Source organism: Flavobacterium sp., from assembly GCF_029945805.1.
In the GTDB taxonomy this organism is placed as follows: domain Bacteria; phylum Bacteroidota; class Bacteroidia; order Flavobacteriales; family Flavobacteriaceae; genus Flavobacterium.
Window position 1 is genome coordinate 173,997 of record NZ_JAQSDH010000033.1, and the last position, 15,220, is coordinate 189,216.

The following is a 15,220-nucleotide window of genomic DNA, read 5'->3' on the forward strand; positions in this document are numbered from 1 at the left end:
AATACTAACAAACCTGGACAAGTTTTAACACAAGCCAGGTTTTAGGGCAAAAAAACACAAAAGAGGCTAACTGATTTCTAGAGAGCTACTTTGATCGGAAGAAGGTATTGCGTTCTTACTTTTTCACCGTCTTTATATCCCGGTTCCCATTTCACTTTTAGTTTTTTCAATACTTTGATAGCTTCTCGTTCCAAATTTTTATCAGAACCTCTAACGACTTTAATGTCGGTCATTGAGCCATCTCTTTCAATTACAAAAGCCATTATAACATTTACCGAGAATGAACTACTTTCAATTTCTTCTTTATCGATAGTGTTGCCAACGTATTGATAGAATTTTTCTATTCCGCCAGGATATTTCGGAAGTCGGTCCAATTCATTCGTTGTTACTGGTCCGTCTGGCTTATCAGTCATTATAGTTCCAATGGTGTTTACTCCCGAAAGTGCTGGTGTGTCAATAGCTGGTCCGTTATCAGTTCCACTGCCTGTTGTTGTCGTTTGAGGTACGATATCAGTGTTTTTTACAACGTCAACTTCTGTATCTGGATTTTTATCAGCAACATATTTTTTAAACTTATTTGGTGAATTGGCACTTGATGCTTGTTGAATAGGTTCTACTTTAGGCTTTACAATTTCAGGTTTCGGTTCCAAATCTATCGGTACAATTGTTGGACCTTTCGGAATACTAGCTATGGGTACATCTGGCATTTTTGTAAAGGAGGAGAAAATCATCCAGCCACCAACTAATACTAGCACTAAGGCAATACTACTAAAGAAGGCAATCAATGTAGTTCGGGAATTTTCCTGACGCAATTGGTAGGCGCCATAAGCTTTGTTTTTGTCTTCAAAAACTAGATTGATCCAGTTTTTTTCATAGATACTAACGTTTGACATAATTCAATGGTTTTAAGTTAAGTATCAATGTTACATAAGCAGCAGTAATTTAGTATAAAACGCGGAAAATTATAGAATAGTATATATTTTGTTAATTATTTTAAAAATAAAATAACAAAGCCTTAAAATGTTGAGGATTTATAAGGGTTTTAAGAAATGTATTATTTCTTGTTTTCGATAATTTCTGCTAATAATTTTTTGGCGCGAAGCAATTTAATCTTAACGTTGCTCAAAGGTTCGCCAAGTTGTTCAGCAATTTCCTGATAGCTCATTTCTTGAAAGTAACGCAACTGAATTACTTCTTGATAATGCGGTTTTAATTCCTTTATGAATTGCAATAAACGCGAAAGATTTTGCTCTGTAATCAAAGCATCTTCCACCGAGGGTGATGTATCGGCAATGTTGTAAGCCAATTGATCTTCTTCATCCGTAATCTCTACAAAAAGAGTCGATTTCTTTTTGCGTAGCATGTCAATATGGACATTTTTGGCAATAGCGATTAGCCAAGTATTGAATTGAAAATCGGGGTTGTAAGTGGCAATTTTATCGAATGCTTTAGAGAAGGTTTCGATGGCAATATCTTCGGAATCGGTTTCGTTTTCGGTACGTTTTAGCATAAAGCCATACACTTCATTCCAGTAATGATCCAGAAGAAAAGTGAAGGCAACCTGATCGCCTTTCTTCGCTTTTTCTATGTATAGATTTATTTCCAATGTACTGGTTTTGAGGAAGTATTTGTAATAAATACATTTAATTGGGTGAAAACTACTATGATTTCAATTATTGGAAACCAATACATCACGTCTTTTTCTTTTAGCTTTCCAGCGGCAAATCCCATTATAATCCACGCAAAAATATATCGGAACCCAATAATACTAAGAACAGCAATCCATTGGAATTGGAAAATTAATAAAACGATTGGCAATAACAGAAACAGTAACTGAGTTACATAGAATATTCCGAGTTGGTTTTGATCAAAAATTTTGTAATGCTTGGCTGTAGAAACGTGGCGTCGCTTTTGGGTAAACCAATCTTTGAACGATGTTTTTGGCCTTGAATGCGTAAAGCTTTCGGGCATGTAACAAACGGTAGTGTTTTTTGCTTCGGCAGCCTGATTGATAAATAAATCGTCATCGCCCGAACGTATTTTCATGTGATCCATAAAGCCACGAACCTTGAAAAATTCTTCTCTTTTGTAGGCTAAATTACGACCAACGCCCATATAAGGCTTTCCTAATTTTGCCCAAGAAAAATATTGTGTTGCCGATAATAAAGTTTCAAAACGGATGATTTTATTCAGGAATGACCCCGCAATTTTTTCATAAGCGCCATATCCTAAAACGATAGTTTTTTCTACCGTAAATTGCGAACTCATACTAGTGATCCACTCTTTTGATGCCGGTACGCAATCAGCATCTGTAAATAAAAGATATTCATATTTAGCTGCTTTGATACCTAAGGTTAAAGCATATTTTTTGTTACCCCAAAAAGCTTCATTGTTTTCAACTTTAACCAATTTTATATTTGAATGCAACTTCTCATATTCTTCAAAAACTTCGAGCGTACCATCGCTTGACGCATCATCAATTAATACAATTTCAAATTGTGGATAATTTTGTTCGACAAGCAACGGAATCAAAAGTCGAACATTTTCTTCCTCATTTTTTGCGCAAACAATTACGGATACCGGGATTCTTTTTGGAGTAGCGGTTTGAGGTTTAGCAAACGAGAATTTACTAAAAACAACAATGTAATACAAGAATTGAACAACAACAACTACAACAAATAAACAGAAAATAGATAGTAACATAGCGCTTTCTTCGACTTTAAAAAGGTCTGCAAATGTAGGTATTCCGAATGCAATAAACAATCGAAAATTAACATTTTACTTTCTGTTTTTTTTCATCTCTTTTGCAATGGCAATCGCTTGAGTATCATTCGTTTTTTCGAGTTCAGAAATGATCGTTTTGTAGTTTTTATCGTCCCTGTTTTGGGATAATTTTTTCTTGGCTTCCATAGCAGTTATTTCAATTTCAAATGAAACAATTCCTCTAGCTTGGAGCATGGTTTTCTTTGATAGTTCTTCTACACGAATAGGATTTTCTGATTTGGATTCGTACTTATCGACCAGTCTTTTCAAGGCTTCGATGCTTTCTTCTAGTGAATGAATTTTTAATTTTCCATAAACATGCACCGCTAGATAATTCCATGTCGGAACATTTTCATGATCGTACCATGAAGAAGAAATATAAGTATGTGGTCCCGAAAAAATAGCTAGAACGTCATCATTGAATCTGAAGCTTTCTGCCTGAGGATTTTCTTTGGAAATGTGCCCGACCAAAATTTGTTTTCCATTTTTTTCTTCCAAAAGCAACGGAATATGTGTCGCCCAAGGCTTTCCATCCGTTTGATTCACGAGAATTCCAAATCCATTCTGATAAATGAAGTTTTGGATCTCTTGTTGATTGTCATTTTTATAGAGTTCTGGAATGTACACAATTAATTATGAATTGGTTTTCTTATTACTAATCTCTTTTCCCTTTTTCAAATCACATTAACTTCAGCTTCAATAGCGATTCCAAATTCCTTTAGAATGGTAGCCTGAATATCTTTCGAAACATTCAAAATTTCTTGTCCTGTAGCATTTCCATAATTTACTAAAACTAATGCTTGATTTTTATGAATTCCAGCATCGCCAAAACGCTTTCCTTTGAAACCAGCTCTTTCAATAAGCCAACCTGCTGGGACTTTCACTTCAGTTTCTGAAATTACATAATGCGGCATTTCAGGATGTAAAGCATGTGCTTTCTCGTAATTTTCTTTGGAAATAATTGGATTTTTGAAGAAACTTCCACTGTTTCCTAATTCTTTTGGATCCGGCAATTTACTTTGACGAATAGCAATTACCGCATTGGAAACATCCTTTAAAGTAGGAGCGGAGACGTTTTGCTTCTCTAATTCCTTAGTGATATCGCCGTAGGATATATTGATTTTATGATTGCGTTTTGTCAGTTTAAAAACAACAGAAGTTATAATGAATTGATCTTTCACATCGTTCTTGAAAATACTTTCTCTGTACCCAAAACGGCAGTCTTCTTTACTAAACGTTTTCATTTGCTGAGTCGCAATATTAATAGCCTCACATGAAACAAATGTATCTTTGATTTCGGTTCCGTATGCACCAATATTCTGCACTGGAGTCGTGCCAAGATTGCCTGGAATGAGTGACATATTTTCTAATCCGCCGAAGTTTTGACCAATGGTCCAAAGAACAAATTCGTGCCAATTTTCACCAGCTTGGCTTTCAACCCAAACGAAATCATCGTCTTCTTTTAGGATTTTTTTTCCTTTCAAATCAATATGAATGACCAAAGCCTCGATATCTCTTGTCAACAGCATATTGCTTCCGCCACCAAGAATGAACTTTGGTTCTGATAGATTTTGCTGCAAAATATTTTTTAAATCTTCCACAGAATGAACCGCTACAAACTGTCGGGCTTTGGCTTCAATACCAAAGGTGTTGTATTTTTTTAAAGAGAAGTTGCTTTGGACCGTCATGCTTAAAAAATATTTGATGACAAAAGTAAGCCAAAGATTTTTTAAACAAATTTATTATAATAGTTTTTTTGCCATTTGTGGAGCATAAATAGAGGCATAAAATAAGGCAGGATTTTAGTATTTCCTTTTCTGACTTCGGCAACTAATTTTTGACCGTCCAGATTTTCCAACATTGGTATCTCAAAAATTGGGCTTTTAGCAAAATGGTCCAATTCGTCTATGAATCTGGGAAAACTCAATAAATAGCTTCCCCAAGGTGCACTCAATCCAATTTTTCTGAAATCGAGAATCTCTTTAGGAAGTCGGTTTTCCATCGTTGTTTTAAGAATAAATTTACCTTTTTTACCACTAAACATCCATTTATCGTCTAATGTTCCCAAACCGGCAATTAATCTTTGATCTAAAAAAGGCTCTCTGCATTCGATAGAAGTTCCCATAGTGCAACGATCGTTTCTATCTAATAGCGAGCATAAATAGGTGTGTTGGTCAAAATACAAAGCTTGACGTTGTAGATTTTTTGGATATAATTCTTGTGCTTCTTTTAAAATTTGGTACCTATATTCATTTACTGGTTTCTTTTTGTTGCCATAAAACTGATTGATGTCTTCTGGATACACATTAGAACCGTTGAAAATTACCAAGTCAGCTTCACTGTTAATTTTTGAATAGCGGAATAATTTATCGTAACGAGGTTTTTTATTAAAGGTTTCAAATTTGCTGATTTGCGAAATTACTTTTAATAAAGAAGGGTTTTTTAAAGCTTTATAGCGAACGTAACCGCCCATTAATTCGTCGGCGCCTTCCCCTGAAAGCAACACTTTTACTTTTGGTTTAGCCAATTTCGCAATAGCCAGAAGATGCGGCTCATTAAGGTGCATAATTGGTTCGTCCTGGTAATAGGATGCTTCAATTAGGTTTTGATATAAACTTTCATTTTCTAGTTTAGTATGATTGAAAGTGTATCCGTAATCATCCGTAATTTTCTTTGCCAAATGGTATTCGTTGTGCTCCTCTTCAGAAAAACTGATATTGAAGGTTTCAATTTTTTGGAATTTTTGTGCGTGTAATGAAGATAAAATCGAGCATGAATCTAATCCGCCGCTCAACAATACTCCGACCGGAACATCACTGATCATTCTTAGTTTTACCGAGTCAAAAAAAGTTTCTTCAAACCATTTTTTCGGGTTGAGAATTGGAGTATGTTTCTGAATTTGTTCTTTTAGATTCCACCAACGAGTCGTTTTGCTGTTTCCTTTTTCATCGATAACCATATAATGTCCAGGAAGCAATTTTTTTACATCTGTAAATAAGGTATCTGCTCCAGCAACAAAGCGGTTGAAAATGTATTCTTGCATGCCGTTTTCCGAAATTTCGATTGGAACTCCCGCTGCAAATAGCGCCTTTTGTTCGGAAGCGAAATATAAAGTGCTCTTATACACGCAATAGTATAAAGGTTTTACACCCATTCGGTCACGGCAAAGCGTCAATTTTTTTTCTACCGTATCCCAAATAGCAAAGGCAAACATTCCGTTAAGACGGTGCAGCATTTCCAGTCCGTATAATTCGAAAAGGTTGAGTAAAACTTCCGTATCGGAACCTGATTTTAAAGTAATTCCTTTACTTTTTAATTCGGGATAAAAAGATTGGTAATTATAGATTTCACCGTTAAAAACGATGCTATATCTTCCGTTATCTGAAATAAAGGGTTGATGTCCTGCGGATGAAGTGTCAATAATGGATAAGCGTCTGTGACCTAGTCCAATGTTATTGTCGAGATATATTCCTGCATCATCTGGACCTCGGTGCTCCAGAATATCGCGCATTTTAATCAGTTGATCTTTATCAACTTGTTTATAATTTAAATGGAAAATTCCATTAATCCCACACATATTTTTCTAAGAAGTAGTCGATTTAATTTTGATTAAATCATTATAAGTATCAGCAATTTTTTTCATGTTTGTTTTGTAGTTAGCTTTTTCTTCTACAAGTTTCCTATTCTCAATAATAGCGTTTTCAGTAACTTTAGGATTGTTAAATGCCCACTCCAATTCTTCGGCTAATTTAGTATGATTTTCGGATTTTACAAGTATTCCATTAACTTTTTCTTTTATCCAATTTTTATTCCCTGGCAGATTGCTCACGATGGGGAAACAGCCGCATGCCATGGCTTCAAAAAGGGAGGCTGAAACGCCTTCGGTTATTGGCATACTGATATAAAAATTAGACTGCTGGAGAAATTTTGGAATATCAAAATTGTGTACTCTTCCGGTAAAATCAACTTCGGTTTGTATATTTAATTCTTTAGCTAAAAATCTTAGGTTTTTTAATTCAATCCCATCACCAACGATTATCAACTTAAACGGAATGTTTTTTTGTTTCAGAATACCAAAAGCTCTTAAAATTACATCATGTTTGTATTCAGGTTGCAAGGCTCGAGTCACAACCGCATGAATCATTCTCGTATCGGAAGTATTCTTAAATTCGAATAAATCTAGGTTTATTCCTTTTGGTAAAAGCAGTACTTTTGACATTTCGACATTGCTTTCTTTCATGTGTTGTGCCATAACATCGCCCCACGCATGAATTAAGTCAGCGTTTTTGAAGGCGTAATTTTGAAGGATTTTTTTTAAAAGATAGGTTGCAGAATTTGTTGGCCATAAATCGGAGATTCCTTGCTGGGCAACTGCCATTGGTTTAACGCCGCAGATAGCAGCTAAGTATCCGTAACTAGTAGTTCGTTCGGCAATAACCATGTCGGGGTTGAGCTTTTTAGCTGTACTTTTTATCGTTAGTATTGCTTTTGACAATTCAAAAATACGTTTAACTCTATTAACACCATTATTATTGTTCCCCAATTCCCAGGTTACAATTTCGAAATCGCCAAAGTCCCTAAGGCCATTCATCCAAGTTATAGCATCGGCGCGATAGGTTTCGCCAAGAAATAGAATTCGTTTTTTTGGCATACAAATTTATTCGTCAGTATTTAAGGCTCTGCGTAAAAAATCATTCATCGGTTTCAACACAATTAATTTTTGTGCTATAATTTTGCTAAAATTTTTATCTAAAAATAATTTATCGTCGATTTTTTCAGAAGCAGTAAAACTCTTCATTTTTAAGAATTCAATTGCGGGATGATCGGCCTCAAAATCTTTAGGTGCTTTTTTTAAGGTGTTTTTTTCATCATGACTCAACGTGCCAAATTCTGATTTGAATTTTTTATCAGAAACTATCGCTTCTAAATCATCATAAAAATAGGCAATTTCTTTACGGATTTGTTTTAATTCACCAGGTTCCGGACACCAGCAACCGCCAGCTATGAAAGAATTTCCTTTCTCGAAATGAATGTAATATCCTGGAGCATTTTTGCTATTTTTATTCTGCGTAAGCCAAACGCCAATATTGGTTTTATAAGGAGATTTATCTTTTGAAAACCGAATGTCACGATTAATTCTAAAGGTACAGTTTTTAACTTCCAAAGAATCCAAAGTAGAATCTAATGGTTTCATTTCGGCCAATATCGAACTGATGTAAGCATGATAATCCTTTTTGAAATCGTCATACCTTTTTTTATTGGCATGCATCCATTCGGTATTATTGTTGGCAACTAAATCCTCAAAAAACGTTACAGCTTCTTTAGTAATCATAAATACAATTATTTTTTAAATCTTTGATAATCTGTTTTTACAAGTGTTTTTTTAGATCTTCTTCAGAAATATAACCGACGTTTCTCCATACTTCTTTACCTTTTTCGTAAACGATGATTGTTGGCAATCCGTCTAATTTCATTTGCTCAACGATAGTTTTATTTTCATCGGCATCCAATTGAACAATCTTTATTTTATCCTTCATTTCTGCCTGCATTTTCAAAATATAGGGTTTCATTTTTTTACAAGGCGCGCACCATTTAGCATTAAAATCAATCAGCACTTTATCACTTGATTTTATTAAGTCGCCATATTCCTGATCGCACATTCCAATGATTTTATCACTTGGTTTTGCATTTCCGGCTGCATCCCATTTCATAATGCCACCATCAAGATTATAAATTTCTTTAAAACCCAATTCGGATAATTTATCCGCAGCTTGTGCGCTTCTACCACCCACTTTGCAATACACAAAAATAGGTTTTGACTTGTCATACTTATTGGCTTCAGCAACAAAATTACTGCCATTCCAGTTTACATTTTTAGCATTTTCAATATGACCCGTGCTAAATTCTTCTGGAGTTCGAACGTCTAAAAGTTGTGGCTTTTCTGTTGTTTTTAGTTTTTCAGCATACGATTTTACATCTACAGTTTGAATCGCCTTTGAAGATTGTCCTTGACAACTAATAAATAAAAAAGAAAGCAATACGAGTGAAAGAAATTTAGATTTCATAGGTTTTATTTTTTAGGTAAAATTACGAATTTGAGCGATATTAAAGGTTAAAAATTTTATAAGTCTGATGCGTTGTTTTTACTATGTTTTCTGTCCGTTCTGGATGTGTATCTGAAATGAATAATTGACCAAATTCGTCGTTATTCACCATTTCGATAATCTTGCTTACCCGAAATTCATCCAGTTTATCAAAAATATCATCAAAAAGCAGAATAGGCTTTTCACCGCTTTGTTTTTTTACAAAATCGAATTGCGCTAATTTTAAAGCAATCAAAAATGATTTTTGTTGCCCTTGCGATCCAAATTTTTTAATCGGATGATTGTCAATTTCAAATGATAAATCGTCTTTATGAACTCCGACAGAAGTATATTGCAATGCGCGATCTTTTTGGATGTTTAGTTTCAATAGAGTCAAAGTGTCATTTTCAAACAAGTCGCTTTGGTAAACCAATTGAACACTTTCTGCTGAATCGGTAATGTTTTGATGGTATTTATTGAAAATCGGAATAAAATCCGCCAGAAATTTTTTTCTCTTCTCAAAAATGGATTGTCCAAGTGCATTCAACTGCTCATTATATATGGATAAGGTATCGTTTTCAAATAAATGATTGAGTGCAAAGTATTTCAACAGAGCGTTGCGTTGGATAATAATTTTTTGATACTGAATAAGTTGTTGCAGATAGGCGTTATCCAATTGTGAAATAACACTGTCGATAAATTTTCGTCGTGTTTCACTTCCTTCGGTAATTAAATCCCTATCGGCAGGTGAAATAATCACAAGCGGAATAAAGCCAATGTGATCGGAGAATTTTTCGTAGATTTTTCCGTTGCGTTTCAGGATTTTCTTTTGGCCTTTTTTTAAACTACATAAAATTTGTTCGTGTCGTCCATTTTTTTCAAATTCGCCATCAACCACAAAAAACTCTTCATTGTGCTTGATGTTTTGTACTGCAAGCGGATTGAAATAACTTTTTCCATTTGCCAAATGATAGATCGCATCGAGAATATTAGTTTTTCCGATACCATTTTTGCCAACGAAGCAATTGATTTTGGAATCCAATTCGAACGTGACTTCCGAGAAATTTTTGTAATTGAGTAATGAAATCTGCTTTAAAAACAATTTAGTTTTTGTTTAAAATTAGTGCTACAACCCTTTGTTTATATAAAATACTAATAGATTTATTAGTTTTAATTCCAATTCATAAACTTAAGAGGTGCAAATTATTCAAAAATATCGACAAAAATACCTTTAAATATCAATAAAAATTTTATTTTTGCGCACACTAAATTAAAAATAGATGGCAACTTTTAACAAAAGAGGTTATAAAGCACCCAAAGAAAAAGCTGAAAAATTAGACAACAATTATATTGAAGATCTAAATGTTGATGAAAAAGACAGCGCAACAGCAAAAGCATTCGACACCTTAGATCAATCCGCTTCAAAAGCAGAAGATTTTGTTGAAAAAAATCAGAAAGCCATTTTTGGACTTCTTGCTGCGGTAGCTTTGGTAACTGTTGGCTATTTGATGTATCACAAATTTGTTGCTGAACCAAAACAAGAAGATGCTGCAAATGAATTATTTGTATCGCAACAAAACTTCCAGAAAGCAGTTGATGATGCTACTGGAACAAAATCAGATTCGTTATTTAATTTAGTCTTGAAAGGTTCTGAAGGTAAATTTGGAGTGGTTAAAATTGCAGAAGAATATTCAGGAACGGATGCTGCAAATCAAGCTAATTATATGGCAGGTATCGCTTACCTTAACACTGGTAAGTATGCTGAAGCAATTACAAGCTTAGAGAAATTCTCATCAAAAGACATGATGTTAAGCGTTTTAGCAAAAGGTGCTATTGGCGATGCTTACGCTCAACAAAACAATCAAAAAGAAGCTTTAAATTTTTACGTTAAAGCGGCGGACGCTGATAAAAACGAATTAACTAGACCAAGATTTTTACTAAAAGCGGGTAAAACGGCTCTTGGATTAGGAAACAAAGCAGACGCTTTAAAGTATTTCACTGACATCAAAGAAAACTACGAAGCTGCTCCAGAAGGACAAGGTATCGAAGCTTTAATTGGTTTAGCTCAATAATTAGAAGGCAGAAATTAGAAAGCAGAATTTAGACTGCAATCTCAAATCTGTATTCTGCAATCTTAAAAGATGGCTACAGCAAATAAAAACTTATCCAATTACGATAAAAATACAATCCCAAACGCGAAAGATTTTCGGTTTGGGATTGTTGTTTCAGAGTGGAACGATCATATTACTAATGGTCTTTTTTCTGGAGCAGAAGCCGCATTGTTAGATTGTGGAGCGCAACCTGAAAATATCATCCGTTGGAACGTTCCCGGAAGTTTTGAGTTGGTTTACGGCGCTCAACGCATGATCGTCACGCAAGAAGTTGATGTGGTAATTACCATTGGTTGTGTGATAAAGGGCGAAACCATGCATTTCGAATTTGTATGTGAAGGTGTAACTCAAGGAATAAAAGATTTGAATGTTCAGACGGATGTTCCGGTAATTTTTTGTTTACTGACCGATAACAACGAACAACAATCCATTGATAGAAGTGGTGGAGTTCATGGTAACAAAGGCACTGAAGCTGCAATTGCTGCAATTAAAATGGCCCAACTAAGAAAGATTTCAGAAGAAAAATAACCGAAATAAATCTTGATTTTTATAAAATTAAACCTGTTCAAATTGTGGATAGGTTTTTTTATTTTTAGGTAACTATTAACTGTAAATCACAGTTGTTTTTCCTTAAATTTGCTAACTTCAATTTTGATATTGAATTCTTATTTTTGAACACTGAATACTAACTATGTCGAGCATAATTCAATTACTTCCTGATCATGTTGCCAACCAGATTGCTGCGGGCGAAGTGGTTCAAAGACCAGCTTCTGTAGTCAAGGAATTGTTGGAAAATGCTGTGGATGCCAAAGCTACGGATATCAAATTAATCATTAAAGATGCTGGAAAATCTCTAGTTCAGGTGATTGATAACGGAATGGGAATGAGCATCACCGATTCGCGCTTGTGTTTTGAACGTCATGCAACTTCCAAAATTCGTCATGCTGAAGATTTATTTTCTTTGCATACCAAAGGTTTTCGAGGCGAAGCTTTGGCATCTATTGCCGCGATTGCGCATGTTGAAATGAAAACGAAGCAAGATCAAGATGAATTGGGAACACACATTATTATTGAAGGAAGTAAATTTGTGTCACAAGAGCCAGCTGTTTTGCCAAAAGGTACTTCGTTTGCCGTTAAGAATTTGTTTTTCAATATTCCGGCACGTCGTAATTTCCTAAAATCAGAAACGGTAGAGCAACGTCATGTTGTGGACGAATTCCAACGTGTTGCGATGGCGCATCCGAACATACATTTTACCATGTATCATAACGGAAGCGAAATGTTCAATCTTCCGATTTCGAATTTTAGACAGCGAATTGTCAATATTTTTTCGGGTAAAACCAATGAAAAGTTAGTTCCTGCCAAAGAAGAAACGGAAATTGTCAACCTTCACGGATTCATTGGCAAACCCGAATTTTCTAAGAAGAATAGGGGCGAGCAGTTCTTTTTTGTCAACAACCGATTTATCAAAAGTGGGTATCTGCATCACGCCGTTATGGCAGCTTATGATGGTTTGTTGAAAGATGGCGCGCAACCCAGTTATTTTTTGTATCTAGATGTTCCGCCGCATACCATCGATATCAATATTCATCCGACAAAAACCGAAATTAAATTTGACGATGAGCACGCCTTGTATGCCATTTTACGTTCGTCTATCAAACACAGTTTAGGACAATTTAATGTTTCGCCAGTTTTAGATTTTGATAGAGATCCCAATTTGGATACGCCTTATCAATATCAAAATAAAGCGGCAGAATATCCAAATGTCCAAGTCGATAGAAGTTATAATCCGTTTTCGGATGAGAAGCCAAACAAATCTTTTTCCTCTTCTTCAAGTTATAAAAAACCAGAAGCACAACCGAGTTGGGAAAGCTTGTATGTTGGTTTAAAACAGGCTAGTACTGAAGTTGATATTGCAGAAATGACTTTTGAAAATGAGGCCGTAACTTCTTCTTTATTTGATGAAACAGATAGTGAGCAGGAAGTTAAACGTACGTATCAAATTCATAAAAAATATATAGTTAGTCCAATTAAATCGGGCATGGTTATTATTAATCAGAAGCGTGCACACGAGCGTGTTTTATATGAAGAATTCTTGACTAGCATGACCGTGCAAAAGGCCTCAAGCCAACAATTATTATTTCCGCTAGATTTGTATTATTCATCTTCAGAAATCGAATTACTGGTGGAATTAAAAACATCATTGGAAAATACAGGATTTGTCTTTGAAGCTTTTAATAAAGATCATGTTATGATTTCTGGCTTGCCAATCAATGTAACGGAAAGTGAAATTTCTATTGTATTAGAAGAATTATTGTGTGATTTACACGACGGAATTCCGGATAACAGTTTCAGCCAAAATGATACGATTGCCAAATCAATGGCGCGAAGTTTAGCCGTAAGAACCGGAACCTATTTAACCGAAAAAGAGCAGGAAAATTTGGTGCATAATCTTTTTGCCTGCAGAGAACCCAATGTATCCCCGTTTCAAAAACCTACTTTTATCACCATGAGTGTGGAAGATTTAGATAAAAAATTCAGTTTATGATGAAAATGACCGAAACTGTTAAGCAGTTACTAATTATTAATATTATATTTTATGTAGGTTCCAATATTATTGGCGATGTAGCTTATCAATTATTTTCACAGTATTATCCAGCTAATCCTAATTTTCGACTTTGGCAACCGTTGACAGCAATGTTTATGCATGCACCTGTTTATGGTCAGGGTTCTTCAGCGGGAATCATGCACATCGTTTTTAATATGTTTGCTTTGGTTTCTTTTGGTTCCGCATTAGAGCATTATTGGGGCGCAAAAAAGTTTATATTTTTTTATATTTCATGCGGATTAGGTGCTGCTTTATTGTACACCGGAGTTAATTATTTTCAGATGCAATACGCTTTAAATCAAATTTCTGATTTAAATGTATCTAAAAGTGATCTCCAAATTTTATTAAATGCCGATTACGGTAGTGTCTTTGATACCAATGGTCAAATGGTATCGAGTAAGGTGAAAACCATTTTAGATAATGCAAAATTCACACAAGAGCAATTTAATATATTAACAGAAGCTATTCAAATATTTAGAGGTAGTGCTCTTGGTGCATCAGGTGCCATTTACGGATTGCTGACTGCTTTTGCTTTTATGTTTCCGATGGCTGAATTGGGAATTATGTTTATTCCAATTCCAATAAAAGCTAAATACTTCGTACCAGGAATTATTGCCATAGATTTGTTTTTAGGTTTTAAAGGAAACTCCCTTTTTGGAGCCGGAGGAACCGGAATTGCACACTTTGCTCATATTGGTGGCGCCTTAACTGGATTTTTGATGATGTGGTATTGGAAGAAAAATTCATTTAACAAAAATCGTTGGAATTAAGATATGAATGTACTAGATGATTTAAAATTTCAATATAAAATAGGTACTATAACTATTCGTTTGATTTTCTGGAATATGCTATTTTTTGCAGTTCCTGCAATTGTTTTTGGACTATTGCTCTTGTTTGATGTTCGTGTTGATTATTTAAATTTCGTCAGTTTATCAACTGATTGGAGTGATTTATTATGGAAACCTTGGTCTTTACTATCCTATGCTTTCTTTCATTCAGGGATTTTCCATTTGATTTTTAATATGCTGATGTTGCATTTTGTTGGACAACTATTTTTGACTTTTTTTACCCAGAGACAACTCCTTGCCTTGTATATTCTAGGTTCAGTTTTTTCAGGATTATTATATATGATTGGTTATCAATTTCTGCCTGCTTTGACAGGAGTAAACGCAACTATGGTTGGTGCTTCTGGTGCAGTTATGGCGATACTCTTGGCAACCGTAAGTTACCAACCATATATGGAAGTTAGACTTATACTATTTGGTACAGTAAAATTATGGCAAATTGCTTTAGTTTTTATTATCTTAGATTTGATACAATTGCCATTAGATAATACTGGCGGCCATATTGCTCATTTGGGCGGTGCATTATTTGGTTATATTTACATTAAGTTGTTGCAAAGTGGAACAGATTTGAGTCGGATAGTAAGTTCGGTAATTGATTTCTTTGCCAATTTGGTTAGTCCTAAAAAAGCAACACCGTTTAAAAAAGTACATGTTAATGTTAAGAAACCTGTTGTGAAAACAGAAAGTAAAATAATTGTTAAAGACAAAAAGCAGCAGCAAATAGATGAAATTCTTGACAAAATTAGTCAGTCGGGTTACGATAGTTTGACGGCTGAGGAGAAAGAATTTTTATTCAAAGCAGGAAAATAG

The 15,220-nt window shown here is 34.7% G+C and carries 15 protein-coding genes; 5 read left to right on the forward strand and 10 right to left on the reverse strand.

Going from position 1 to position 15,220, the window contains the following annotated elements:
• Positions 1 to 77: 77 nt before the first annotated feature.
• The 10 genes from PSU83_RS08180 to recF all read right to left on the reverse strand — a co-directional run bounded on the left by PSU83_RS08180 (position 78) and on the right by recF (position 9,948).
• Positions 78 to 893, reverse strand: a complete 816-nt coding sequence (locus tag PSU83_RS08180; protein ID WP_300588722.1) for an energy transducer TonB — start codon at positions 891 to 893, stop codon at positions 78 to 80.
• A 161-nt stretch (positions 894 to 1,054) separates the two neighbouring features.
• Positions 1,055 to 1,606 carry a sigma-70 family RNA polymerase sigma factor gene (locus tag PSU83_RS08185; RefSeq protein WP_300588724.1) on the reverse strand — a complete coding sequence of 184 codons (552 nt, stop codon included), beginning with the start codon at positions 1,604 to 1,606 and terminating at the stop codon, positions 1,055 to 1,057.
• Positions 1,597 to 2,703: a glycosyltransferase gene (locus PSU83_RS08190; protein WP_300588801.1), complete on the reverse strand. Its 1,107-nt coding sequence runs from the start codon at positions 2,701 to 2,703 to the stop codon at positions 1,597 to 1,599. The genes PSU83_RS08185 and PSU83_RS08190 overlap by 10 nt, the downstream gene beginning before the upstream one ends.
• A 75-nt stretch (positions 2,704 to 2,778) precedes the next feature.
• Positions 2,779 to 3,390 carry an FMN-binding negative transcriptional regulator gene (locus tag PSU83_RS08195; protein ID WP_300588726.1) on the reverse strand — a complete coding sequence of 204 codons (612 nt, stop codon included), beginning with the start codon at positions 3,388 to 3,390 and terminating at the stop codon, positions 2,779 to 2,781.
• A 47-nt stretch (positions 3,391 to 3,437) separates the two neighbouring features.
• Complete coding sequence (murB, locus tag PSU83_RS08200; RefSeq protein ID WP_300588728.1) at positions 3,438 to 4,451, reverse strand: UDP-N-acetylmuramate dehydrogenase; 1,014 nt, start codon at positions 4,449 to 4,451, stop codon at positions 3,438 to 3,440.
• Between the two features lie 41 nt (positions 4,452 to 4,492).
• Positions 4,493 to 6,340: an asparagine synthase (glutamine-hydrolyzing) gene (asnB, locus tag PSU83_RS08205; protein ID WP_300588731.1), complete on the reverse strand. Its 1,848-nt coding sequence runs from the start codon at positions 6,338 to 6,340 to the stop codon at positions 4,493 to 4,495.
• 6 nt (positions 6,341 to 6,346) lie between these two features.
• Positions 6,347 to 7,414 carry a glycosyltransferase gene (locus tag PSU83_RS08210; RefSeq protein WP_300588733.1) on the reverse strand — a complete coding sequence of 356 codons (1,068 nt, stop codon included), beginning with the start codon at positions 7,412 to 7,414 and terminating at the stop codon, positions 6,347 to 6,349.
• Positions 7,415 to 7,420: 6 nt separating this feature from the next.
• Positions 7,421 to 8,095 (reverse strand): DUF2461 domain-containing protein, encoded by a 675-nt coding sequence (locus PSU83_RS08215; protein ID WP_300588735.1) that lies wholly within the window; start codon positions 8,093 to 8,095, stop codon positions 7,421 to 7,423.
• Positions 8,096 to 8,132: 37 nt separating this feature from the next.
• A complete protein-coding gene (locus PSU83_RS08220; protein ID WP_300588737.1) occupies positions 8,133 to 8,828 on the reverse strand; it encodes a rhodanese-like domain-containing protein in 696 nt (231 codons plus the stop codon).
• A gap of 40 nt (positions 8,829 to 8,868) precedes the next feature.
• On the reverse strand, positions 8,869 to 9,948 hold the full coding sequence (gene recF / locus PSU83_RS08225; RefSeq protein ID WP_300588739.1) for a DNA replication and repair protein RecF: 1,080 nt from the start codon (positions 9,946 to 9,948) through the stop codon (positions 8,869 to 8,871).
• A gap of 178 nt (positions 9,949 to 10,126) precedes the next feature.
• Between recF and PSU83_RS08230 the strand changes: the two genes are divergently transcribed.
• The 5 genes from PSU83_RS08230 to PSU83_RS08250 all read left to right on the forward strand — a co-directional run bounded on the left by PSU83_RS08230 (position 10,127) and on the right by PSU83_RS08250 (position 15,220).
• The gene (locus tag PSU83_RS08230) at positions 10,127 to 10,918 is read left to right on the forward strand and encodes a tetratricopeptide repeat protein (RefSeq protein WP_300588741.1); all 792 of its coding nucleotides are present in this window, start codon (positions 10,127 to 10,129) and stop codon (positions 10,916 to 10,918) included.
• A gap of 69 nt (positions 10,919 to 10,987) precedes the next feature.
• On the forward strand, positions 10,988 to 11,485 hold the full coding sequence (gene ribH / locus PSU83_RS08235; protein ID WP_300588743.1) for a 6,7-dimethyl-8-ribityllumazine synthase: 498 nt from the start codon (positions 10,988 to 10,990) through the stop codon (positions 11,483 to 11,485).
• Between the two features lie 163 nt (positions 11,486 to 11,648).
• On the forward strand, positions 11,649 to 13,505 hold the full coding sequence (gene mutL / locus PSU83_RS08240; protein WP_300588745.1) for a DNA mismatch repair endonuclease MutL: 1,857 nt from the start codon (positions 11,649 to 11,651) through the stop codon (positions 13,503 to 13,505).
• Entirely contained in the window at positions 13,502 to 14,335 is an 834-nt protein-coding gene (locus PSU83_RS08245) for a rhomboid family intramembrane serine protease (protein ID WP_300588747.1), read from the forward strand. Before mutL ends, PSU83_RS08245 begins: the two co-directional genes overlap by 4 nt.
• Before the next feature lie 3 nt (positions 14,336 to 14,338).
• Positions 14,339 to 15,220: a rhomboid family intramembrane serine protease gene (locus tag PSU83_RS08250; RefSeq protein WP_300588749.1), complete on the forward strand. Its 882-nt coding sequence runs from the start codon at positions 14,339 to 14,341 to the stop codon at positions 15,218 to 15,220.